At 55.8% G+C, this 24,621-nt stretch carries 20 protein-coding genes; 9 read left to right on the plus strand and 11 right to left on the minus strand.

What is annotated here, in order from left to right:
• The first annotated feature begins 28 nt into the window (after positions 1–28).
• The 4 genes from RHM59_RS03455 to RHM59_RS03470 all read left to right on the plus strand — a co-directional run bounded on the left by RHM59_RS03455 (position 29) and on the right by RHM59_RS03470 (position 3,106).
• Entirely contained in the window at positions 29–850 is an 822-nt protein-coding gene (locus RHM59_RS03455; protein WP_322164597.1) for a protein-glutamate O-methyltransferase CheR, read from the plus strand.
• Entirely contained in the window at positions 844–1,464 is a 621-nt protein-coding gene (locus RHM59_RS03460; RefSeq protein ID WP_416194805.1) for a chemotaxis protein CheB, read from the plus strand. Before RHM59_RS03455 ends, RHM59_RS03460 begins: the two co-directional genes overlap by 7 nt.
• Entirely contained in the window at positions 1,458–2,639 is a 1,182-nt protein-coding gene (locus RHM59_RS03465) for a hybrid sensor histidine kinase/response regulator (protein ID WP_322164595.1), read from the plus strand. Before RHM59_RS03460 ends, RHM59_RS03465 begins: the two co-directional genes overlap by 7 nt.
• A gap of 89 nt (positions 2,640–2,728) precedes the next feature.
• Entirely contained in the window at positions 2,729–3,106 is a 378-nt protein-coding gene (locus tag RHM59_RS03470) for a response regulator (RefSeq protein WP_322164594.1), read from the plus strand.
• Between the two features lie 20 nt (positions 3,107–3,126).
• On the opposite strand, the gene RHM59_RS03475 is transcribed toward RHM59_RS03470, so the two are convergent.
• Positions 3,127–5,157, minus strand: coding sequence for a response regulator (locus tag RHM59_RS03475; protein WP_322164593.1), 2,031 nt, complete (start codon positions 5,155–5,157; stop codon positions 3,127–3,129).
• A gap of 327 nt (positions 5,158–5,484) precedes the next feature.
• Between RHM59_RS03475 and RHM59_RS03480 the strand changes: the two genes are divergently transcribed.
• Positions 5,485–6,297, plus strand: coding sequence for a crotonase/enoyl-CoA hydratase family protein (locus RHM59_RS03480; RefSeq protein WP_322285957.1), 813 nt, complete (start codon positions 5,485–5,487; stop codon positions 6,295–6,297).
• Between the two features lie 46 nt (positions 6,298–6,343).
• Positions 6,344–7,171: an NAD(+) diphosphatase gene (nudC, locus tag RHM59_RS03485; protein WP_322164591.1), complete on the plus strand. Its 828-nt coding sequence runs from the start codon at positions 6,344–6,346 to the stop codon at positions 7,169–7,171.
• Here nudC and RHM59_RS03490 read toward each other — a convergent pair.
• From RHM59_RS03490 to RHM59_RS03515, 6 genes are all read right to left on the minus strand, one after another.
• A complete protein-coding gene (locus RHM59_RS03490; protein ID WP_322164590.1) occupies positions 7,145–7,918 on the minus strand; it encodes a TSUP family transporter in 774 nt (257 codons plus the stop codon). The two genes, nudC and RHM59_RS03490, sit on opposite strands and share 27 nt — an antisense overlap.
• A gap of 448 nt (positions 7,919–8,366) precedes the next feature.
• The gene (locus tag RHM59_RS03495; RefSeq protein ID WP_322285958.1) at positions 8,367–9,512 is read right to left on the minus strand and encodes a Gfo/Idh/MocA family oxidoreductase; all 1,146 of its coding nucleotides are present in this window, start codon (positions 9,510–9,512) and stop codon (positions 8,367–8,369) included.
• Positions 9,513–9,638: 126 nt separating this feature from the next.
• On the minus strand, positions 9,639–10,406 hold the full coding sequence (locus RHM59_RS03500; protein ID WP_322164589.1) for an SDR family oxidoreductase: 768 nt from the start codon (positions 10,404–10,406) through the stop codon (positions 9,639–9,641).
• A gap of 24 nt (positions 10,407–10,430) precedes the next feature.
• On the minus strand, positions 10,431–11,498 hold the full coding sequence (locus tag RHM59_RS03505; protein ID WP_322285959.1) for a phosphotransferase family protein: 1,068 nt from the start codon (positions 11,496–11,498) through the stop codon (positions 10,431–10,433).
• Between the two features lie 197 nt (positions 11,499–11,695).
• Entirely contained in the window at positions 11,696–12,010 is a 315-nt protein-coding gene (locus RHM59_RS03510; RefSeq protein ID WP_322164587.1) for an SCP2 sterol-binding domain-containing protein, read from the minus strand.
• Between the two features lie 76 nt (positions 12,011–12,086).
• Positions 12,087–12,797, minus strand: coding sequence for a histidine phosphatase family protein (locus tag RHM59_RS03515; RefSeq protein ID WP_322164585.1), 711 nt, complete (start codon positions 12,795–12,797; stop codon positions 12,087–12,089).
• 217 nt (positions 12,798–13,014) lie between these two features.
• Between RHM59_RS03515 and sohB the strand changes: the two genes are divergently transcribed.
• Complete coding sequence (gene sohB / locus RHM59_RS03520) at positions 13,015–14,037, plus strand: protease SohB (RefSeq protein ID WP_322164584.1); 1,023 nt, start codon at positions 13,015–13,017, stop codon at positions 14,035–14,037.
• A 126-nt stretch (positions 14,038–14,163) separates the two neighbouring features.
• On the opposite strand, the gene RHM59_RS03525 is transcribed toward sohB, so the two are convergent.
• The 4 genes from RHM59_RS03525 to metH all read right to left on the minus strand — a co-directional run bounded on the left by RHM59_RS03525 (position 14,164) and on the right by metH (position 20,842).
• Positions 14,164–14,658, minus strand: a complete 495-nt coding sequence (locus tag RHM59_RS03525; protein ID WP_322164583.1) for a DUF934 domain-containing protein — start codon at positions 14,656–14,658, stop codon at positions 14,164–14,166.
• A complete protein-coding gene (locus RHM59_RS03530) occupies positions 14,642–16,300 on the minus strand; it encodes a nitrite/sulfite reductase (RefSeq protein ID WP_322164582.1) in 1,659 nt (552 codons plus the stop codon). The genes RHM59_RS03525 and RHM59_RS03530 overlap by 17 nt, the downstream gene beginning before the upstream one ends.
• Before the next feature lie 456 nt (positions 16,301–16,756).
• Entirely contained in the window at positions 16,757–16,984 is a 228-nt protein-coding gene (locus tag RHM59_RS03535) for a DUF2970 domain-containing protein (protein WP_322164581.1), read from the minus strand.
• A gap of 150 nt (positions 16,985–17,134) precedes the next feature.
• The gene (gene metH, locus RHM59_RS03540; protein ID WP_322285960.1) at positions 17,135–20,842 is read right to left on the minus strand and encodes a methionine synthase; all 3,708 of its coding nucleotides are present in this window, start codon (positions 20,840–20,842) and stop codon (positions 17,135–17,137) included.
• Between the two features lie 152 nt (positions 20,843–20,994).
• Here metH and RHM59_RS03545 point away from each other — a divergent pair, with 152 nt between their 5' ends.
• Positions 20,995–23,298, plus strand: coding sequence for a fatty acid cis/trans isomerase (locus RHM59_RS03545; RefSeq protein WP_322164579.1), 2,304 nt, complete (start codon positions 20,995–20,997; stop codon positions 23,296–23,298).
• Positions 23,299–23,564: 266 nt separating this feature from the next.
• A complete protein-coding gene (locus RHM59_RS03550) occupies positions 23,565–24,599 on the plus strand; it encodes an acyltransferase (protein ID WP_322285961.1) in 1,035 nt (344 codons plus the stop codon).
• Positions 24,600–24,621 lie beyond the last annotated feature (22 nt).

Below are 24,621 nucleotides of genomic sequence, written 5' to 3' on the forward strand. Positions count from 1 at the left end.
CTCAGACTCGTGTATCCGGATTTTCTCGATGCCTCATGAACGAAACGCTGAAATTGAATTGCGGCTGTTGATCGAGGCGATTTATCTCAAATACAGCTATGACTTTCGCGATTACTCCGGCGCTTCGATCAAGCGCCGGGTTAACCACGCGTTGATTCAATTCGACTGCAAAACCATTTCGGCATTGCAAGAGCGGGTGCTGCACGATCCGACCGCGTTCTTGCAACTGCTCCAGTACCTGACGATTCCGGTCAGTGAGATGTTTCGCGACCCTGGGCATTTTTTAGCCATTCGCCAGGAAGTCGTGCCGCTGCTGAAAACGTATCCATCGATAAAAATCTGGATTGCGGGTTGCAGCACGGGGGAAGAGGTCTACTCCATGGCCATCTTGCTGCGTGAGGAAGGTCTACTTGAGCGAACCATCATTTACGCGACTGACATCAATCCCCGTTCGCTGGAAAAGGCCAAGCAAGGTATTTTCGCGCTGGAAAATATTCGGGCGTACGGCGAGAACTATCAGAAGGCCGGCGGCGAGCGAAGGTTCTCCGATTACTACACGGCGGCGTATGATTACGCGATTTTCGACAAAACCCTGCGTGAAAACGTGACGTTCGCCGATCACAGCTTGGCCACTGACAGCGTGTTCTCAGAGACTCAGTTAATTTCCTGTCGGAACGTTTTGATTTACTTCAATAAAAAATTGCAGGATCGCGCCTTTGGGCTGTTTCATGACTCGCTGTGTCATCGCGGTTTTCTAGTGCTTGGCAGCAAAGAGACACTCGACTTTTCGGCGTATAGCAAAAATTTCGTGGCCTTGGTCAAGCAGGAACGGATCTACCGCAAATCATGAATACCCATGACGACGTTCAATCGGTTTCCAGCAACGTGTTGCCCCTTGTCGATGCAATTGTCATTGGCGCATCGGCAGGTGGAGTCGAAGCCCTCTTGCGGATTTTTTCTCCGTTGGCACCCGGTTTTCGTTTGCCGATTATCGTGGTGTTGCATTTGCCGGAAGAGCGTCGCAGCCGTTTGGCTTCAGTTTTTCAGCAACATCTGGGGATGAGGGTCAAAGAGGTTGCCGACAAGGAACTTATTAACCCAGGCACCTTGTACTTCGCCGCCCCCGGCTATCACGTATCGGTGGAAAGTGATCTCAGCTTGTCCTTAAGCCTTGAAGACCGCGTCCACCATTCTCGCCCCAGTATCGATATACTTTTTGAGTCAGCCGCAGATGCCTTTGGAAGGCGTCTGGCAGGGGTTTTACTGACCGGCGCCAATGCGGACGGGGCTCGTGGCTTGGCGCACATCAAGCAAGAAGGTGGGTTTACAGTGGTCCAAGACCCGAAAACTGCCCAAGCGTCGATAATGCCCGAGTCCGCCTTGGCGTTGAGCGTACCGGATCGCATTCTCGCTTTGAGTGATATTGGTCAACTGCTGGTCGAGCTGGAAAGAATCGCATGCTAAGTGAAGTCCGAGCCAAACTGCTGATCGTCGATGATCTGCCAGAAAATCTGTTGGCCCTTGAAGCACTGATCAAGCGCGAAGACCGCGCCGTCTATAAAGCCTTGTCCGCAGACGAGGCTTTATCGCTGCTGCTGCAACATGAATTCGCGTTGGCCATCCTCGACGTGCAGATGCCGGGAATGAACGGTTTCGAGCTGGCGGAACTCATGCGCGGTACCGAGAAAACCAAGAACATTCCGATCGTATTTGTCAGCGCCGCCGGCCGTGATCTGAACTATGCGTTCAAAGGCTATGAAAGCGGTGCCGTGGACTTCCTGCATAAGCCGCTGGATATTCACGCGGTCAAAAGTAAAGTGAATGTCTTCGTTGATCTCTTCTGGCAGCGCAAGGCCATGAAGCAACAGGTTGAAGCCTTGGAACAAAGCCGCCAAGAGCAGGAGGCCTTGCTCAAGGAGCTTCAGGCCACGCAGAACGAGTTGCAGCACGCTGTACAAATGCGTGATGACTTCATGTCGATTGTGTCGCATGAGGTGCGTACGCCGCTGAACGGGTTGATTCTGGAAACACAGCTGCGCAAGCTGCACTTGGCCAAAGACAATACCGCAGCGTTCACGCTGGAAAAGCTACGGGCGATGGTCGACAGAGATGAGCGCCAGATTCAAAGCCTGATCAGGCTCGTCGAAGACATGCTCGATGTGTCACGGATTCGCACGGGAAAACTGTCTATTCGGCCCAGTCGTTTTGATTTGGTGCAGTTGGTCAGCCATCTGCTTGAAAGCTTTTCCGCCCAAATTACCGCTGCTGAATCCATTGTGTCGCTGACGGCGGATGTACCCGTTGTTGGCACATGGGACGAATTCCGTATCGAACAAGTCGTTGCTAATCTGCTGACTAACGCATTGCGCTATGGCGCTAAAAAGCCGATCGACGTCAGAGTTTATAGTCAGGATGGTCAGGCAAGGGTAGACGTGCTTGATCAAGGCATCGGGGTCAGTGAAGAAAACCAGAAGCGGATTTTCCAGCAATTCGAGCGAGTGTCGGCCAAACATGCCGTAGCCGGGTTGGGGTTGGGGCTGTTTATTTCCGAACAGATCGTGACCGCGCACGCTGGCAATATCGCCGTTGAAAGCGAGGAGGGGGCGGGCGCGCTGTTCCGGGTCAGTCTACCGCTGTGATTGACGGTTGGATTTATCTGACAGACAACGCAACCTCCGTCGTACTCTATGGTCGTAATGGCAGCTAATCAAAGGTGTAAGGCGTCCCCATGAGTTCTGATGCAGAAAATGTCGTACTTATTGTCGAAGATGAGCCGCTGATCCTGATGTTGCTCTCCGACTACCTGTCAGGCGAAGGCTATAAGGTATTGCAGGCTGAAAATGGTGAGCAAGCGTTCGAGATCCTGGCAACTAAACCTCACTTGGACTTGATGATTACCGATTATCGCCTGCCAGGCGGTATCTCTGGGGTGATGATTGCCGAGCCCGCAGTCAAATTGCGGCCCGAACTGAAAGTTATCTTCATCAGCGGTTACCCTGCCGAAATTACTGAATCGGGGAGCCCCATCGCCTTGCAAGCACCGATTCTGGCCAAGCCCTTTACCATGGACAGCCTGCATAACCAGATCAAATGTTTGTTGTTCTAGGCTCAACTGCCCACGAAGAGTCAGGCTTCTATCATCTCTCGGACCTTTGCGGTCAGGTGATCGAAGGCAAACGGTTTGGTAATCATCTGCATGCCTGAATCAAGGAATCCGGCACGCACGGCGGCGTGTTCGGCGTAACCGGTGATGAACAAAACCTTTAACGACGGGCGCAGCTGCCTGCCCAGGTCGGCCAGTTGCCTTCCATTCATGCCTGGCAGACCCACGTCGCTGATCATTAAATCAATGCGCTGACCAGACTCAAGGATGGGCATCGCGGCATCGGCGTTCCCTGCGTAAACGTAGGCGTAGCCTAAATCGCTGAGTACTTCGCCGACCAGGACGCGCACGGCGGGATCGTCTTCAACGATCAGGACGGTTTCACCCGATTTAGCGTACGGCGCATTGCTTTGGTAGATGATTTCATCGTGGTCATGTTCTGCGCGACAACGCGGCAGGTACAGGCGCACCGTGGTGCCGACACCCACTTCACTCTGGATGCCGACGTGACCGCGAGACTGTTTGCTGAACCCGTAAATCATTGAAAGGCCCAAGCCCGTTCCTTGGCCAATGGGTTTTGTAGTGAAAAAGGGATCAAACGCCCGGCTGATAATGTGCTGTGGCATGCCGCACCCAGTGTCGCTGACGCTCAGCACCACGTATTCCCCCGGCTGTAAATTCTCATGGGTATGGGTGAAGGTTTTTTCTAACCGCTGATTAAAGGTGCTGATGGTCAGTTTTCCACCTTCGGGCATCGCATCGCGAGCGTTCAAAACAAGGTTGAGCAGGGCGCTTTCCAATTGGTTTGGGTCAACCTCGGCAGTCCAGAGATGCTCGTCCAACTGCACCTCCAGGCGAATGCTTCCGTTGAGGCTGCGGTCAATCAACTCGCCCATGGAATTAACCAACTGGTTCATCTGCACCGGTTTTGAATCAAGCGACTGCCGACGGGAAAAAGCCAAAAGGCGATGAGTCAGCGCCGCAGCACGGTTAGCCGACGTCACGCCCAGATCGATCAAGCTGTCGAGGTCTTCGGTTCGACCTCGGGATAGCCGTCTACGCAGCAGTTCCAAGCTACCGATGATGCCGGTCAGCAGGTTATTGAAGTCGTGGGCAATACCCCCTGTGAGTTGCCCGACCGCTTCCATTTTTTGCGACTGACGCAGGGCTTCTTCGTTGTGCCGAAGTTGTAAGGTGCGTTCTTCTACCTGCTGCTCAAGGGTGTCATTTAGGCGGTGCAGTTGTTCTTCAACGCGTTTACGTTCGCTGATATCAGACGTCACGCCGACCAATGAGCACACGTTGCCGTCGTCGCGGCGAATCGCTCTGGCTCGGACATCCACCCAATTCACCGAGCCGTCGGGCCAGACGTTGCGGTATTCCGAGATGTAATCGTCACCCGTTTGCAGGCTACTGTGCAGGGCCATTTGCATGGCCGGCTGGTCTTCTGCCAACACCGAGCCAAGCCAGTCGTCGAAAGTGAAGGTGTCGCGCTCACTGCGGCCATGGTGAGATTTGCTGATGGCCGAGCAGTCAAAAGTCAGGTCGTCGAGGTCCAATTGCCAAGAGCCCAAACGCCCCGCCTTGAGCGCGTTCTGCAGGCGTTGTTCACTTTCCAGAATATCGTCCATGCGCGCGCGGGCTTCGTATTGCCGACGACGGCCGCGTAACGCCGTACTGACCAGACTCACCAGCGTCGCCGCGTGGAAAGGGCGTTCAAGGAAAGTGACGTTGCCCAGATGGGCGCCAAGTTGGAGCGAAGGATTATGCTCCGGGCCGCCAGGATGGGTCAGTAACACAATAGGCATGTCGGACCAGGAAGGCTGCCGATCCATAAGCGCTAACAGCGTATGGATGTTGATGCCGTAGAGCGCCTCGTCCGCAATAATCGCCAGACCGGCACCGGCGGCCAGTTCGGCAATCAGCCCCGCCAGGTCCGGGGCAATCAGCGCGGTAAAACCTGCTTGTTCGAGTAGCGTCAGTGCGACGTCGCTCTCCTGGTCGTGGGGAGCCAGGATAATTGCGCGCTCGGATAACACGCGTTGGGTGATCACACGCTTTCATCCTTTGGTAGAGCATTTAACCTGATCAAATCGCCCTCTTTCGCTTCGCAAAGAGTCATTCCACTCAGTCAGCCACCTTGGCTAGCTGGACTAGATGACACATGGCATCCGGCGGTTTTAATAGTTCGCTTAACTCTGGACCACAGTCAAACGCCACCGTTCCGGCTTATGGACGATTTTGATTAAAAATGCACTCAAACGAGTGTCTTCTATGGTCTTGCAAATGGCGTAATCGCAACCTTACGGTCGCCTGGGAAGGCTTGTTATAGTCTGACCACTGTTTAACCCCCCTCATTTCTGCTTCCAAGGAGGACTGCCGTGTCCGATTACCAAGCGTTTCACGTTGAACTGACCGATCACATCGCTCATGTGCAAATCAATCGGCCGGAAAAGATCAATGCCATGAACGCCGCTTTCTGGGCCGAGATCATCGAGATCTTTCAATGGGTCGATGACACGGACGAGGTACGCGTGGTGGTCCTCACCGGCGCTGGTAAGCATTTTTCGTCTGGCATTGACCTTATGATGCTGGCGTCGGTGGCCTCAGAACTGGGCAAAGACGTGGGCCGTAATGCGAGAATGTTGCGGCGCAAAATCTTGCAGATGCAGGCTTCGTTCAATGCCGTCGATAACTGCCGTAAGCCAGTCCTGGCAGCGATTCAGGGCTATTGCATCGGCGGTGCAATCGATTTGATTTCGGCCTGCGATATGCGCTATGGCGCCGATGACGCACAGTTCTCGATCAAGGAAATCGACATGGGCATGGCCGCCGATGTAGGCACCTTGCAGCGACTGCCGCGAATTATTGGCGACGGTATGTTGCGCGAATTGGCCTACACCGGGCGTACTATGGGCGCAGAAGAAGCGTGCCGCATCGGCTTGATCAATCGCACTTTTGTGGACGCGCCAAGTCTGCTGGAGGGCGTGATGGCCATTGCTAAGGAGATTGCTGATAAATCACCGATCGCCATTGCCGGAACCAAAGAGATGATCAGTTACATGCGCGACCACCGGATTGATGACGGTCTTGAGTACGTCGCGACGTGGAACGCTGCCATGCTCCAATCAGCCGATCTGCGCGTGGCCTTGTCTGCGCACATGAGCAAACAGAAAGCCGCGTTTGATAATTAGGCTTCGATAGACAGCCTTCGACGATAAAAAAAGCCTGGAGATTTTCATGACACGTTGGACAACTGCCGTCCTTGATACCCAGCTCAGTGGTGGTTGGGCCGTGGTCCATAGCCCGGAAGGTTTTCTGCGCGACGACAACGGCGCTATGTTTCCTCGTGAATGGCTCAAGCGGCAGGATCTGTCGGTGCTGAGTGAGCACGGAATCGGTCATTTTGACGGTGAGCCGGTGTACCTGCTGGTGCTCAAACACCCCACTGAAATTGACGGCTGCACGTGGCTTGGGCTTCGTCAATTCATGCTCGAAGGCGACGTCGACGTTTATAGAAAACTCGGTTATGCGGCTCAAATCAGCACCTGGGCGCGGGAACACCGTTTTTGCGGCAGTTGTGGTTTGCCGATGCAGCAGGTGCCGGGTGAGCGCGCGATGTATTGCGAACACTGCAACTTGCGCCATTACCCGCGCATCTCGCCGAGCATGATCGTGCTGATCACCCGGGGTGACGAGATACTGCTGGCACGCTCACCGCGCTTTGTGACGGGGGTCTATAGCACGCTGGCAGGGTTTGCCGAACCGGGAGAGTCGGTCGAGGATTGTGTGCGTCGCGAGGTCATGGAAGAGGTGCAACTGAAGGTCAAAAACATTCAGTACATGGGCAGCCAATGCTGGCCGTTCCCGCACTCGATGATGCTGGGCTTCCATGCCGAATACGCCAGCGGTGACATAGTTCCGCAGGCCGATGAGATTGAGGATGCGCGCTGGTTCCACCTCAACGATTTGCCACCGCTGCCGGCCAACCGTTCCATCGCTCGTTACTTGATCGACCTGTACCTGGCGCGTCGCACAGGCTCAGCTGAACCAGTGTTGCCAGGCTAGGCGCACAGTCAGGCCGAGCACCACGACGATGAACACCGGGCGGATAAATTTTGCTCCGCCCTGAATCGCTGTCCGCGCACCGAAGAACGAACCGACCATCAGTGACGAACCCATGCACAGGCCGATCATCCAATCGACCTGCCCGGAAAACATGAACACTGACAGGGCAGCAGCATTGCTGACGAAGTTCATGCTCCGCGCCACGCCGCTGGCTTTCACCAGGTCCAAGGGGTAAATCAGCAATGAACTGACGGTCCAGAACGCACCGGTCCCCGGTCCAGCGACACCGTCATAAAAGCCAAGACCCAAGCCTTGAGGCACTTGCCATTTCTTTTTGATGGGAGCGCTGCTGTCCAGTGGCGCCTTGGGAACTCCGCCGAACAACAGGTACAGGCCGCAGCCAAAGACGATCACCGGCAGCATCTGGTTGATCCATTCAGAGGGCAAATAATGCGCCACCACGGCACCGATCAACGCACCGACCGCCGTGCCCAGCAGGGCATGAATCCATTGTTTTGGATCAAACAGCTTGCGGCGAAAGAAGGTGTAACTGGCCATCGCCGAGCCAAAGGTCGAGCTGAGCTTATTGGTACCCAGCACCAAATGTGGCGGCAAGCCGGCCGTCATCAACGCAGGTGTAGTCAACAGACCGCCACCCCCGGCAATGGCATCGATGAAGCCTGCAACAAAAGCGACGGCGGTGAGGACGGCGAGGGTAGTCAGGTCAACACTGAGGGCGAAAGGCATGGGGATTTTCGACTTACACGGCTGTTGGGCAGAATGGCTGCGCCAGAAGGCAGCCATCTTACCCTGAGAGTGAAGCGTGTTGGTGAGGCGATCACACAAGATCTGTAGCGGCCGAAGGCTGCGATAAGATTTTCAGTCCTTACTATTCCAGATATGCCGAAGTCCCCTGTGGAGAGTTGGCTTGCCAACGAACGCGTCAGTGTAGGCAACCCAGGTTTCAAGTCGACATCAGCGGCGCGATGATGGGCCTCTTCGCAGGCAAGCCTGCTCCCACGGAGAGTCGAGTCGCGCACGCATTCTCTGTAGGACTGGTTGGCGATCCAGCCGGCGACGCGGTATATCTCAAGCCCTATGTCGCGGCCTTTTCGCCAACCAGTTGCTCCTATAGATAAACGAGGTCCACCGGATTGGTCATGCCGGAATTCTGTGGGACCGAATCGCAACTACGCTACAGCTCATCAATCCTGACCCAACGCTGTTCCCGCGCGGCCAATCGAATCGCCGCTGCCAAACGCTCCACTTGCCAGGCTTCTTCAAAGTCCGGGCCGTCAGTGCCTTTATTGCAAACCGCTTGTATGAGCGCATGCACTTCAAGGGTTTTCAGTTCGTTGTAGCCCAGTTGATGCCCGGGCGCGGGAGAGAACGCGGCGTAGCCTGGCAGTGAGGGGCCGGCAAGTATTCGTTGAAAACCGTCCTGGCCGGAACGACATACGCGCAGTTCGTTGAGCCGCTCCTGATCGAACGCCAAGGTGCCACGGGTGCCGCTGATTTCAAACGCCAAGTGGTTTTTGTAGCCGTGCTTGAGCCAACTGCTACTGAACGTACCGCGTGCGCCATTGGCGAAACGCAACAAAGCGTGGGTCTGGTCATCGACGGCGATCAGGCGTTTTTCATCGCTACCGGAAACCGCCGGCCGGTGGGTATGAACGGTCTGTGAGTCAGCGCACACAGCGTCGATATCACCCAACAAATGCCGGGCCAGCGCGAGCAAATGACTGCCCAAGTCGGCCAATGCACCGCCGGCATGCGCTTCTTCACAACGCCATGACCAAGGGCTTGCCGGGTCGCCCATGAAGTCTTCGCTGAACTCCCCCTGGAAGCTGATGATGTCTCCCAGCTCGCCGCTGTCGATCATCTGCCGCGCCAGTTCAATAATGGGGTTGTGCTGGTAGTTGTAACCGACCCGCGTGACGACCCCGGCTTTTTTGGCGGCCTGGCGCATAGCGTCTGCTTGGGTGAGGTTGATCGCCAAAGGTTTCTCGCAGTACACCGTTTTGCCGGCCTCAAGCGCTGCCAGGGCCATGGGGTAATGCAAATGATTGGGGGTGGTAATCGCGACAAGGTGTACGGCAGGATCATTGATCAGCTGTTGCCAGTCGTTGTGCGCATGGTCAAAGCCCCAGTCATGGGCGCACTGTTCGGCACGTGCTGCGTCAGCATCCGCCAGCGCTGCCAAGCGGACCTTAACCGGTAGCGCGAATGCCGCGTTGACGTTACGGAAGGCCATTGCATGGGCGCGCCCCATAAACCCGGTGCCGATCAGGCCGATACCCAACACCGGCAACGGTGTCGGAGGATGAGAAAACTGACGCATGGCGAGGTCCTTTGGAGTTGTTGTTCGGAAAATATATTCTCTAATTTTAATATATGGAATAAATATTCTCTGAGCGACCCATAAAAAAACAGCCCGCAGGCTGTTTTTTCCGCTCTGACGAGCACCTCAGGAAAGGAAACCACCGTCCACGTTCAGTGAAACGCCGGTGGTGTAGCTTGACGCATCGCTGGCCAGGTAAAGCACTGCGCCCGCCATCTCACTGGGAGCCGCGACACGCTTGAGTGGGATCTGGGCCAAGGCCATGTTGAGGATGGCGTCGTTTTTTACCAGCGCCGATGCAAACTTGGTGTCGGTCAGTCCCGGCAGCAGTGCGTTGCAACGGATACCGAAGGCCGCGCATTCTTTTGCGAACACCTTGGTCATGTTGATCACTGCGGCCTTGGTCACCGAATAGATGCCTTGGAACACGCCGGGAGAAATACCATTGATGGAGGCCACGTTGATGATGCTGCCACCGCCGTTTTCGCGCATCAACTTGCCGGCTTCCACCGACATGAAGAAATAGCCGCGAATGTTCACGTCGACGGTTTTCTGGAATGCACTGAGGTCGGTGTCCAGTACATTGCAGAATTGCGGGTTGGTCGCTGCGTTGTTCACCAAAATGTCCAAGCGCCCGAACTGTTCACGAATCTGCGCAAACACGCTCTGAATCTGTTCCATCTCGCCGATGTGGCAGGCAATCGCGGTGGCCTTGCCGCCGTCTGCAATAATCGCGTCGGCCACGTGCTGGCAACCGTCGATTTTGCGGCTGGAGACGATGACGTGGGCGCCTTGCTGAGCCAATAGTTTGGCGATGGCTTCACCAATGCCACGGCTGGCGCCGGAAACGAAAGCGATCTTGCCATCGAGGTCGAACAAGTGGGTCTTGGACATGTTTTCTTCCTTATTGTGTCGCTATCAAAGGCTGGATTTATCGATGACTTGCAGGCTCATGTGCTCCAACAGCGTGTTCATGTGAATGAACTGCGCGAAGCGTTTGTCTTGGGTCTGGCCATGAAAAAAGCGGTAGTAAATCTGCTGCACAATGCCCGCCAGACGAAACAGGCCATAGGTGTAGTAGAAGTCGAAATTATCGATCTGGATGCCTGATCGCTCGGCGTAATAATCGACAAACTCCCGTCGGGTCAACATCCCCGGCGCGTGGCTCGGCTGACGGCGCATTAACTGCACGGGCGCAGGGTCATTAGCTTCGATCCAATAGGCGAGGGTATTGCCCAAGTCCATCAGCGGGTCACCGATTGTGGTCAGTTCCCAATCCAGTACGCCGATGATCTGCATCGGCTGGTTCGGATCGAGAATCACATTATCGAAGCGATAGTCGTTGTGTACGATGCTGGAAACTGGACTATTGGCCGGCATTTTCTCCTTGAGCCAGCGTCTGACGCTTTCCCAACTCGGCGCATCGGGGGTGCGCGCTTTATCATAGCGATCACTCCAGCCGCTGATTTGCCGCTCGACATAACCCTCGGGCTTGCCAAGATCCGCCAGCCCGCAGGCGGCGTAATCGACCTGATGCAATTCGACCAGTTTGTCGATGAAGTTTTTGCACAGCGCAGTGGTTTGCTGGGTATTGAAATTCAATTCCTGCGGCAGTTCGGAGCGAAGAATAATGCCATTGACCCGCTCCATGACATAGAACTCCGAACCGATCAGCGTCTCGTCGGTGCAGTGGACATAAGCCTTGGGACAATACGGAAAACCATCACTGAGCTGATTCAGGATGCGGTATTCGCGACCCATGTCGTGGGCTGATTTTGCCTTACTGCCAAAGGGCGGGCGGCGCAGCACGAATTCATGTTCCGGGTAGCGAATCAGGTAGGTCAGGTTAGAAGCGCCACCGGGAAACTGGCTGATCTCAGGCGAACCACTCAAGCCGGGGATATGGGCTTTGAGGTAAGGGTCGATGAGGCTGGCGTCTAGTTCTTCGCCAACGCGAATCTTGGTGGACTGATCAGTGAGCGCCATGCTTATCCCTTCTGCTTATTATTAGGGGCAGAGATTATTGACTAATCTAATGCGCCGTCCATTTGCTCACAAGGCTAAAGCGGCCTTATAGGCCAGCGTGTTGCAGGCAAATCATTGGCTTTGATTACTGAACAGCGACATCTGTCAGGCGAAAAAAAACCGAAGCCCGCAAGCTTCGGTTTTTTCGAAAAGAACCCTTACGAAGGGAACAACTCGCTGAGTTTCATCGCCAGCATCATGTCGCCTTCAGCGCGCAACTTGCCGCCCATGAATGCCTGCATGCCGTCGGTTTCGCCGGTGACGATGCCGTCCAGAGTATCGCCGTCCATGACCAGGGTCACTTGGGCATCGGGGTTCACGCCTTCTTTCAGTTCGCAGGTGCTGTCTTTGACAACCAGCGAGAAATTTTTGTCTTCATCGATACGGAAGCCGAAAACCAGGTCCAGGCCCGCAGCGGCACTTGGGTTGAACTTGGCTTTCATTGCTTGAACGGCGTCGGCTACGGAGGTCATTGTGTTTATCCTTTTTTGTGGGTCTGGTGAAACTTGGGGTTTGGGCCCAGCGAACTCAAGCTTTGATTGCGCTGGGTTAGCGGTAGGTGATGAGCTCCGGGTTCTTCAACAACTGCAAATGCGTGTGGCTGTTGAACGACGCCAGAGCGACCTCACGACCACGAAACTTAAGCTGGTTGAGCGAGGTGTTGACGATTTGCCAATTGAGTTCAAAGGCCTGATGGACAGGGATTTGGGTGATCAAGTGGAGCAGGGCGGTAATAGTGCCGCCTGAAGTGAAAATCGCAATGCTGTCTTTGTTACCCGCGTTGTCCAGGACCCGGTACAGACCCGACCGAACCTGCTCAGCGAAACCGAGCCAGCTTTGCAGTCCCGGCGTGTCGTAGTTGCCGCTGTGCCAGCGACCCATGATCAAGGCAAATAAACGTTGGAATTCTGCGCGGTTTTGCGCAGCGTTTCGCAATACGTGCAGGGCTTCCGGTTCGTCCGGCAGCATGGCCGGTAACAAGGCGCGTATCACTGCGTCAGCATCGAACTCGTTAAAAGCAGTGTCGATCTCTAGCGTGGGCGTGCTTTGCCCAGCCGCGTCCAATTGCGCCATGGCTGCTTGAGCCGTGTGTTGTTGTCGGCGCAAGTCACCGGACAGGCAGCGATCGAAGCGCACGTTCAGTTGAGCGAGGTGCGCGCCGAGAATTTCTGCTTGGCGGATACCGGTGGGCGAAAGAACATCGTAGTCGTCCGCACCAAAGGAGGCCTGGCCATGTCGTATCAGATAGATGCTGCCCACGTCCGCGTCATCCTGGTGCGTTAGAGGTTTTGCGAGGTTAGGAGGATGCTCATAGCCTGTCAATAAAAAAACATACGCTTGTTTGAATCAGATTCACGGGCCCATGGTTGCGTGCTCACAGACTGGTCGTCTGCAGGGCGCGCCGGTATGCTTGGGCCATTCGAAGCTTTTTGTTAAGCCCCTGAGTGAAGGGGCGAAATGTTCTTGAGGAGAAACTGTGGATTTTCTAGCTGAATACGCGAGCTTTTTAGCGAAGACGGTGACGTTGGTGGTCGCCATTTTGATCGTGTTGGCGGCATTCGCCTCAGTGCGAAGCAAAGGCCGTCGTAAATCTACAGGTCAGTTGCAGGTCAGCAAACTCAATGACTTCTATAAAGCGTTGCGCGAGCGGCTGGAGCAATCGTTACTGGACAAGGACCGGCTAAAGGTCTTGCGCAAAGAGCAGGCCAAGGGCTTGAAGAAGCAGAAGAAGTTGGCCGAACCAAAACCTCGGGTTTACGTGCTGGACTTCGACGGTGACATCAAAGCGTCCGCGACTGAAAGCATGCGCCATGAAATCACCGCGCTGCTGACCCTCGCCACCGCCAAGGATGAAGTGGTACTGCGCCTGGAAAGTGGCGGCGGCATGGTCCACAGCTACGGCCTCGCGTCGTCGCAGTTGGCGCGGATTCGTCAGGCGGGGATTCCGCTGACGATTTGCATCGATAAAGTGGCGGCCAGTGGCGGTTACATGATGGCGTGCATTGGCGACAAGATCATCAGCGCGCCCTTTGCCATCCTTGGATCGATTGGTGTTGTCGCGCAGTTGCCTAACGTCAATCGTCTGTTGAAGAAGCACGATATCGACTTCGAAGTGCTGACCGCCGGTGAATACAAGCGCACGCTGACGGTGTTTGGCGAAAACACCGAGAAGGGCCGTGAGAAGTTTCAAGAAGAGTTGGACATCACTCACGAGCTGTTCAAGAACTTTGTTGCCCGCTACCGCCCGCAGTTGGCCATTGATGATGTGGCAACGGGAGAAGTCTGGCTCGGCATGGCTGCGTTGGATAAACAGTTGGTGGACGAACTGAAGACCAGTGATGAGTACCTGTCAGAGCGCGCCAAAATCGCTGACGTGTTCCATCTGCATTATTCCGAACGTAAAAGCCTTCAAGAACGTGTGGGGCTGGCGGCCAGTGCTTCAGTGGATCGTGTGTTGACAACGTGGTGGAGCCGATTGACCCAGCAACGCTTCTGGTAACCACTGCCTGTGCCGGCTCTGTGGGACCGAATTTATTCGGGAAGGCGTCGTATCAGACGCCGACGCGGTTGGATTTGAAATCCATTCCCGAATAAATTCGGTCCCACAGAGTGCCGCTATGATCGATCAGCGGCGCCGAAACAACGGCAATGGCTCATCAGTTGCCGCTTGGTAAGTCACCGAGAAATCTTTCAAACCCTCAAGGGCTTCGTACGGGTCTTTATCCGGGCGGATGGCAAAGGCATCAAAACCACAGCGGCGCATGTAGAACAATTGGTCGCGCAGCACGTCGCCAATGGCCCTCAACTCACCCTTGTAACCATAACGGTCACGCAGCAGACGGGCGTTGGAGAAGCTACGGCCGTCGGTAAACGCCGGGAAGTTCAGGGCAATGACCTGGAACTGATTGACGTCGTCACCTATGTGTTCGGCTTCTTCGTCGCTGTCCAGCCATACGCCAAGACCACCGTCGCGCGCTTTTAGGGCGTGACCGTGATCGAGCCATAAAGCCAAGGGCACGATCAGGTCGTCGCAATTGGACAACTCGTCCAACGTCGCGTCCTTGGGCAGCAGGTGCCAGGTCTCGTCGATGACTTCGTTGTTCTTAATGATTCGCTGCATAGACGCGCTCCTTGAAAGGGTCAATGCCAATACGCTGGAAGGTGTCGATGAAGCGCTCATCTTCGGTGCGTTTCTCAATGTAGACATCGATTAACTTCTCGATCACATCAGGCATGACTTCCTGAGCGAACGACGGGCCGAGGATCTTGCCCAGGTTCGCGTCACGGTTGCTGCTGCCACCGAGAGATACCTGGTAGAACTCTGCGCCTTTCTTGTCGACACCCAGGATGCCGATATGGCCCACATGGTGGTGACCACAGGCGTTCATGCAGCCTGAAATGTTCAGGTCCAACTCGCCGATGTCGAACAGGTAATCCAGATCGTCGAAACGGCGCTGGATGGATTCGGCAATCGGGATCGATTTGGCATTGGCCAGGGAGCAGAAATCGCCACCCGGGCAGCAAATGATGTCGGTCAGCAAGCCGATGTTCGGCGTCGCGAAACCTTGCTCGCGCAACTCACCCCACATGGCGAACAGTTGGCTTTGCTCAACGTCTGCCAGAATGATGTTTTGCTCATGGGACGTGCGCAGTTCACCGAAGCTGTAACGGTCAGCCAGGTCGGCAATGCCGTCGAGCTGTTTGTCGGTGATATCGCCTGGCGCGACGCCGGTAGGCTTAAGTGACAAGGTCACCGCAGCGTAGCCGGGCTTTTTATGCGCCTGAATGTTGCGTGAGCGCCAGCGTGCAAAACCTGGGTGATCAAGATCAAGCTGCGCCAGTTCGGCGGTTTGATCAGTCAGGGCTTTGTATTCGGGATCGATAAAGTGCTTGGCCACGCGTTGTACTTCAGCTTCTGTCAGCGTGGTTTGGCCGCCCCGAAGGTGGACCATCTCAGCGTCGACTCTTTCAGCGAAGACTTCGGGGGTCAGCGCTTTAACCAGAATTTTGATCCGCGCCTTGTATTTGTTATCACGACGGCCATAGCGGTTGTAGACCCGCAAGATAGCGTCCAGGTAACTCAACAGGTCTTGCCACGGCAGGAATTCATTGATGAATGCACCGACCACTGGCGTACGGCCGAGACCACCGCCGACCAACACCCGGAAACCCAGCTCGCCTTCAGCGTTGAGCAGCGGCTCAAGGCCAATGTCATGCACTTCAATTGCGACACGATCACTGCGTGAGCCATTGAGGGCGATCTTGAATTTACGCGGCAGGTACGCGAATTCGGGGTGGAATGTCGTCCATTGCCGAATGATCTCGCACCAAGGGCGTGGATCCACCAGTTCGTCAGCGGCAACGCCAGCGAATTGGTCGGTGGTGACGTTGCGCAGGCAGTTACCGCTGGTCTGAATCGCGTGCATTTGCACGGTAGCGAGTTCAGCCAGGATGTCCGGCACGTCTTCCAGCGCGGGCCAGTTGAATTGAATGTTCTGCCGGGTGCTGACGTGGGCATAGCCTTTGTCATAGTCCCGGGCAATTTTGGCCATCATTCGCATCTGACGCGACGTCAGCTGACCATAAGGCACAGCGACCCGCAGCATCGGCGCAAAACGTTGAACGTAAAGGCCATTCTGTAGGCGTAGCGGGCGAAACTCTTCTTCGCTCAGCTCTCCGGCCAAATAGCGGCGGGTCTGATCACGGAACTGCTTGACGCGGTCCTCGATGATCCGCTGATCGTACTCGTCATATACGTACATATAGGTCCTGTTCTCAGCTGCTTGGAGCAAATCCGCGCGCACGGCCGCGCACTCCCAACGGAGCCGGGGGAAGATAACAGTTTGCAGTTATGCGCAAAAGTGAAGTTTGAGTATATGCAAAGAACTAAAAGAACTAATGGCGGTAATTTGTTTGGATAACCCTACTTGAGCGATGGCCAATGCTCGACTTTACTGTGGGGGTGACCCTGGTGTTCTGAAGGCAGAGTGCTGGTCACGCTTCATGCAATCACCCATAAAACCGAAAAGAGGCGATGCAATGAGCAACCCTGTCAAAATCGCAAAACCCGATAGCAAAACCGATGCTTGGGCCATTCTCTTCATTATCATCCTGGTCGTTTCCACGGCCGTTTTTTGGGTGAGCCACCAATAACGAAAGCAACCTGCGGCTGTCCGGCACGCGTGTCGGACAGTGCGTCATGTAGGCGTCGCAGATGTCTATCCCACTGCGAAGTGCAACACCAACTGCACGATGCCAAACAGCGTCAGCGCAAACACCCCTGTAAACAAAATCCCCAGCAGGACAAAATGGCTCGGCTTTCCATGGGTAAAGTCCCGTTCGCGATTTTTGCCACTTTGTACGCCAAAGGCGGCTGCCGTGACGCTCTGCAGCATTTGCCAGAGCGTCGGTGGTTTGCCCTTGGAGTTGTCTGGTGAGTCGTTCATACGTCCTCGCAGATGTGCTTGTCTAACCCAGTCCCTGTAGGCGCCAACACGTTGGCTCCTACGGTCGATTAAAGGGTAGGTAAGTGATGAGCGTAGGCCACAAATGAAAAACGACCCCGAAGGGCCGTTTTTATTCAGGCAAAAATGCAATCAGTTGTCATAACCCAGGTTTGGCGACAGCCAGCGCTCAGTCATGCTCAAGTCCTGGCCTTTGCGCGCGGTATAGCTTTCGATCTGGTCCTTGTCGATTTTGCCGACCGCGAAGTATTGCGCTTGAGGGTGGGCGAAATACCAGCCGCTGACTGAAGCCGCAGGGAACATCGCGTAGCTTTCGGTCAGGAACACGCCGCTCAGCCCGGTCTGGCCATCGTCACCACGGTCGAGCAAATCAAACAGCGTGCCTTTTTCAGTGTGGTCCGGGCACGCGGGGTACCCTGGTGCGGGGCGAATGCCGACGTATTGCTCTTTGATGAGGTCTTCATTGGCCAGTTGCTCGTCCTTGGCGTAACCCCAATAGTTTTTCCGCACCTGCTGGTGCAGCCACTCGGCACAGGCTTCGGCCAACCGGTCGGCCAATGCCTTGACCATGATCGCGTTGTAGTCGTCGCCGGCATCCTGGTAAGCCTTGGAGACCTCTTCAGCGCCGATGCCGGCGGTGGTGATAAACCCACCGACATAATCGGTCACGCCGCTGTCCTTGGGCGCTACAAAGTCGGCCAGGGAGAAGTTAGGCTTGCCGTCGGTCTTGATGATCTGTTGCCGCAGATGGTGCAGCTTGACCCGAGGCACGCCGTCATCGCCGTACAGCTCCAAATCATCGTCATCCACCTGATTAGCAGGCCAGAAGCCAAACACGGCCCGGGCGCTGATCAGTTTTTCGTCGATCAGTTTGCGCAGAAGCTCTTTAGCGTCGGCAAACAATGACGTGGCAGCTTCACCCACCACCTCGTCAGTGAGGATGCGCGGGTACTTGCCCGCCAGGTCCCACGAGATAAAGAACGGCGTCCAATCGATGTACTCAGCCAGCACGTTGAGGTCAATATTCTCCAGCACCTTGATACCGGTGAACGTCGGTTTCACGGGCTGATAGCTGGACCACTCGAACTTGGGCTTTTTCGCCAACGCTGCGCCATAGCTCAAGCGCTCGGTGCGGGAGCTGCGGGCGGCGGTGCGTTCCCGGACGTCAATGTACTCAAGCCGGGTTTTCTCAATGAAGGCCGGTTTCAGCTCCTTGGACAGCAATTGCGTGGCCACACCCACGGCGCGGGAGGCGTCGGTGACGTAGATCACGGCATCGTTGCTGTACTTGGGCTCGATTTTCACCGCCGTGTGCGCTTTGGAGGTCGTTGCGCCGCCGATCATCAGTGGCAGGAAGAAGTTCTGCCGCTGCATTTCCCGGGCAACGTGGACCATCTCGTCCAGGGAAGGCGTGATCAGGCCCGACAAACCGATGATGTCGCACTTGTGTTCTTTGGCGGCCAAGAGAATTTTCTCGGCAGGCACCATCACCCCGAGGTCGACGATGTCGTAGCCATTGCAACCGAGGACCACGCCGACAATGTTTTTGCCGATGTCGTGCACGTCGCCCTTGACCGTGGCCATGAGGATTTTGCCCTTGGCCACCGGCTTGTCGCCTTTTTCCAGTTCAATGAACGGGATCAAGTGCGCCACGGCCTGTTTCATCACCCGCGCCGATTTCACCACCTGTGGCAGAAACATTTTCCCCGAGCCAAACAGGTCGCCAACGATGTTCATGCCGGACATCAACGGGCCTTCGATGACTTCGATCGGGCGCTTGAACGACTGCCGCGACTCTTCAGTGTCTTCGACGATGTGCGTGGTGATGCCCTTGACCAGGGCATGCTCCAGGCGTTTGTTCACCGGCCAGCCGCGCCACTCTTCGGTTTCTGCTTCCTTGACGCTGCCGTCGCCCCGGTACTTGTCGGCAATCGCCACCAGCGCGTCGGTGCCGTGCGGGGTGCGGTTGAGCACCACGTCTTCGACGATATCGCGCAGTTCGGTAGGGATCTGGTCGTAAATTTCCAGCTGCCCGGCGTTGACGATACCCATGCTCAAGCCGTTGCGGATCGCGTACAGCAGGAACACCGAGTGAATCGCCTCACGCACCGGGTTGTTGCCCCGGAACGAGAACGACACGTTGGACACGCCGCCCGAGGTCAGGGCGTGGGGCAGGTGGTCGCGAATGTAAGCACAGGCGTTGATGAAATCGACCGCGTAGTTGTTGTGCTCTTCGATGCCGGTTGCGATGGCAAAAATGTTCGGGTCGAAGATGATGTCTTCCGGCGGGAAGCCCACATCGTTGACCAAAATGTCGTAAGAGCGCTTACAGATTTCTTTTTTGCGTTTCTCGGTATCGGCCTGGCCGTCTTCATCGAACGCCATGACCACCACGGCGGCGCCGTAGCGCTTGCACAGCTTGGCGTGATGAATGAACTGCTCGACACCTTCCTTCATGCTGATGGAGTTGACGATGCCCTTGCCCTGAATGCATTTCAGGCCGGCTTCGATCACTTCCCATTTGGAGGAGTCGATCATGATCGGTACGCGGGAGATGTCCGGTTCGCCGGCAATCAGATTGAGGAAGGTCACCATGGCCTTCTTCGAATCGAGCATGCCCTCGTCCATGTTGATGTCGATCACCTGGGCGCCGGACTCGACCTGTTGCAAGGCAACTTCCAGGGCTTCGGTGTAGTTATCTTCACGAATCAACCGGGCAAAACGTGCGGAACCGGTGATGTTGGTACGCTCGCCGACGTTAATGAACAACGAGCTGCGATCAATGGTGAACGGTTCCAGGCCTGACAGGCGGCAGGCTTTCGGGATATCCGGGATAGCGCGCGGCGGGTGCTTGCTCACCGCATTGGCGATGGCCTTGATGTGCGCAGGGGTGGTGCCGCAGCAGCCGCCAACAATGTTGAGAAAACCGCTCTGGGCAAACTCTTCGATGATCGCGGCCGTCTGGTTCGGCTCTTCGTCGTACTCGCCGAAGGCGTTGGGCAAACCGGCGTTAGGGTGAGCCGACACATAGGTGCCGGCTTTATTCGACAGCTCTTCCAGATAAGGCCGTAAATCAGCGGCACCCAGCGCGCAGTTCAAGCCCACTGAGAGGGGTTTGGCGTGGGCGACGGAGTTCCAGAACGCTTCGGTCGTCTGCCCGGACAAGGTACGGCCCGAGGCATCGGTGATGGTCCCGGAAATCATGATCGGCAATTCAAATCCGACGTCTTCGAACACGCCCTGTACCGCGAAAATCGCCGCTTTGGCGTTCAGCGTGTCGAAAATCGTCTCGATCAAAATCAGGTCGGCGCCGCCTTCGATCAGCCCGAGGGTGGCTTCGGTGTAGTTTTCCACCAATTCATCGAAAGTAACGTTGCGATAGCCCGGGTTATTGACGTCTGGCGACAGCGAGCAGGTGCGGCTGGTCGGACCTAGAACGCCGGCGACGAAACGCGGTTTATCCGGCGTTTCCAGGGTTTTTGCGTCAGCCACCTTGCGGGCGAGGCGGGCGCCTTCTACGTTCAACTCGTAGACCAGCGCTTCCATGCCGTAATCGGCCTGGGACACTTGGGTCGCGTTGAAGGTGTTGGTTTCGAGAATGTCGGCACCGGCGTCGAGGTAGGCCTTCTCGATAGCCCCGATCACATCCGGACGACTGAGAATCAACAGGTCATTGTTGCCTTTGACGTCGCTTGGCCAATCAGCAAAGCGTTTGCCCCGGTAGTCCTCTTCCTCAAGCCGATAGCTCTGGATCATGGTGCCCATGCCGCCATCGAGAATCAGAATGCGCTCTTTGAGGGCTTTTTGGAGAGCTGAGAGGCGAACGCTGCGATCGGACATAGGACTACCTGAAATAGGCTGATACAGAAGGTCGGGGATAATAGCAAACCTGCGCGCTTTTAGTGAGAGCCGCGGTTTTGCATGAATATCGCTCATGTTGGAAGGGTGACAGTCTCGATAGAATTACCGCGTTAATTGTCTGGACGTTGGATATGCCGTATCGGTTGTTGGTTAGTTTTCTACTGCTATTGATTTGCTGCGGCGTGCGCGCACAGGAGCCGTTGGCGTCGGATTCCCCCTCGATTTCTTACACCCGCGATGTCCAGCCGATTTTTACCGAGAAATGTGTGGCCTGCCATGCCTGCTATGACTCGGCCTGCCAGCTTAACCTCGGCAGTGGCGAAGGTGCCGCCCGCGGTGCCAGCAAAATTCGGGTCTATGACGGTGAGCGGCGCGATGCCCAAGCACCGACCCGCCTCTATCTCGACGCCCACAGCGCCAGTGCCTGGCAGCAAAAAGGCTTTTATTCCGTGCTGGACGCGCAGGCCAGTCAAGCGGCCTTGATGGCGCGCATGCTTGAGCTGGGGCACAACATGCCCTTGCTCGCCAACGCCAAAATACCCGCCGAGATCCTGCTGGGCATGAACCGGGACAATCAATGCCCTGTGCCGGGAGAGTTCGCGGGTTACGCCGCCAGCCACCCTAAAGAGGGCATGCCACTGGCAGTAACCGGTTTGACGGATCAGCAGTACCAAACCTTACGCCGCTGGCTGGCGGCGGGTGCGCCCATTGACGAACGGGGACTTTCGCCCAATGCCAACGAGGTGTCGCAGATCACCCAGTGGGAATCCTTGCTCAACGCGCCTGGCGCTCGCGAATCGTTGGTCGCTCGTTGGCTGTACGAACATTTGTTTCTCGCACACATCTATTTCGAAGGCGGCGAGCCGGGGCATTTTTTCCAGTGGGTTCGCTCGCGCACGCCCAGTGGCCAGCCGATTGACTTGATCAACACCCGCCGTCCCAACGACGATCCTGGCACTTTGGTTTATTACCGGTTGTGGCCGGTACAAGGCGTGATCGTGCACAAGACTCACATCACCTATCCCATGAGTCCCGCCAAAATGGCGCGGGTCAAAGCTTTGTTCTACAGCGGTAACTGGACGGTGGATTCGTTGCCCGGCTATGGACCGCGTCGTCGGGCCAATCCGTTCGAGACTTTCGAGCAAATTCCTGCTCAAGCCCGGTATCAATTCATGCTCGATAACGCCGAATATTTCGTCCGCACCTTCATTCGCGGCCCGGTGTGTCGGGGGCAAATCGCCAGTGACGTCATTCGGGACAATTTCTGGGCGTTTTTCCAAGACCCAAGCCATGACCTTTATCTGACCAACTCAGCCTATCGCGCCAAAGCGACGCCGCTATTGGCCATGCCGGGGCAGATCGACGATGTCGGCAGCATTTTGACCCTGTGGCTGTCGTATCGTGACAAGCGCAATGAGTATGAGTCTCTGCGCAGCGACGCCTATGCGGCCGCGCCGCCGCCCAGTTGGTCAAGCCTCTGGGCGGGTAATGACAATGCGCTGTTGTCGATCTTTCGCCATTTTGACAGCGCATCGGTGGATAAGGGGTTGATTGGCGAAGTGCCGCAGACGATGTGGCTGTTCGACTTTCCCTTGTTGGAGCGTACCTATTATCAGTTGGCGGTCAATTTCGATGTGTTCGGCAACGTCGCACATCAAGCCCAGACCCGGCTGTATTTCGATTTGATACGCAACGGCGCGGAGGTCAATTTTCTGCGGTTGATGCCTGCCGACTCCCGCGATGATTTTCTGGACGATTGGTACCAGGAGGGTGGCAAGGTCAGGCTTTGGCTCGATTATCAGAAAGTTGATGACGATACCCCAACCGGCCTGATTCTCGACAATAAAGACCCCGAGCACGATTTTGCTCAGCAATTGATTCGTCGCTATGGCGACTTGAATGCAAAGCCAGACCCGATCAATCGTTGTAGGGGTGCGTACTGTTCGCGGCCGAACCTTGAACCCGAGTTGCAGGACGCCGAGCAGGCCTTGAGTCGTTTGACTGCCAGGCCTGCCGCCGGGTTGCACGTTGTCGATTACCTCCCTGAGGCCACCATGCTGCGCGTCCACGCTGGTGACGGTAAACGCGAGATATACAGCATGTTGCGCAACCGAGCGCACACGAATGTGGCGTTCATCCTCGGCGATGAGTCGCGCTATCAGCCCGGTTTGGACACGTTGACGGTCTACCCCGGCGTGCTGAGCAGTTACCCGAATTTCATGTTCGACCTCCCGGCGGTCGAGGTGCCGGAGTTCGTTGCGGCAATGGAAAGGGCCCGAGATAACAACGCGTTTGAAAAGATCGTCCAACGCTGGGGCATACGCCGCAGCAACCCGCATTTTTGGGATTTCTTCCACGACCTGACACGCTATCTCCAAGAGACCAACCCAGTAGAGGCAGGGATTCTGGACATGAATCGGTATGAGAATTTGTAGGGGGTGGCGCCGCTTCGTCGATATCGCATTGTCGCGCAGCTTTTTGGCGCTGTGGTGAATCCGGAATACCGCGTCAGCTCCATCACCGGCAAGCGCGCTCCTAGAGAAACCGGGTTAATTCCTTGTTAAACATGGCCTGCAGCCATCTACCGGTCATCAAACCGGCGCAACCTTTTCGGCCTTTACGCGGTCGGAACTATGAACACGTCCTGGGGCATTAGCTGTTCGAGGTTCTTGATCGCGGTTGGAAAACAGGTGAGTTGCGGATGTTGATTTCGGTTCAAGCCTTGCGGGCACTCGCCGCATGGGTCGTTGTATGCCACCACTTCATGCAGATTTTCTTTGATTTTCATGCGTCTGGCCCGATAGGGCAGTTTTTCACTGATCGGGGGCAGGTAGGGGTCGATATCTTCTTCGTGATCAGCGGCTTGGTGATCTACCTGTCGACACAAAGCAAAGACATGCCCATCGGCCGCTTCATGGTCAATCGCATCATCCGCATCGTGCCCGCGTATTGGGTCTACACCGCCGCCATGGGCCTTTTGATCGTAGTTGCCAAGCCGTTGATGCCGCATGCCGTTGTCGATTGGCAGCATTTCATCCTGTCGCTGCTGTTCATCCCTTCGGAAAATCCCGGCGGCTACGGTATGTATCCAACCCTCAATGTGGGATGGACGCTGAATTACGAAATGCTCTTCTATTTATTATTCTCGACGGTATTTCTGGTTCACCAGCGCCATCGTCCACTGTTGGTGGCGGCGGCATTGTTTGCCGTCAATGGCGTGCTGGCCCGCTATGGCGTGATCAGCCATTTTTATCGAAACGACATCGTTTACGAGTTTCTGCTCGGGATTGGGATTGGCGTGATTTATCGTCGCGGTTGGATTGCCAACGGGCTGTGGCTGCCCTTATTAGCGATCGCGGGCGCGCTGATCACTATTTATCACTTGCCGGCAAATGATCGGTTTATCAACTGGGGCCTGCCGAGTGCATTGATCGTCATCGCCTGTATCTCATTAGAACCGTATGTTGAGGGCAACCGATTGCTCAAGGCGCTGGGGGATTGTTCGTATTCGGTCTATTTGCTGCATGTGTTGGTGCTGTACAGCGGTTGGCTGGCGGCCGAGCGTTATGGGCTCAATCCCTACGCAGTGTTTGCGGTTTGCGTGCCAGTGATCGGTTTGGGTGCTTGGGTCAGTTATGAATGGCTCGAAAAAGGACTGTATCGTCGTCTCAAGGGCTGGTTGGATCGGCATCGGACCGAAAAGACCGATGCGGCCCTTTCCCGACAAAATTACTAGGACTTTGTGCGGCGCGAGCGAT

It is taken from the genome of Pseudomonas sp. MH10, from assembly GCF_034353045.1.
Classification (GTDB): domain Bacteria; phylum Pseudomonadota; class Gammaproteobacteria; order Pseudomonadales; family Pseudomonadaceae; genus Aquipseudomonas.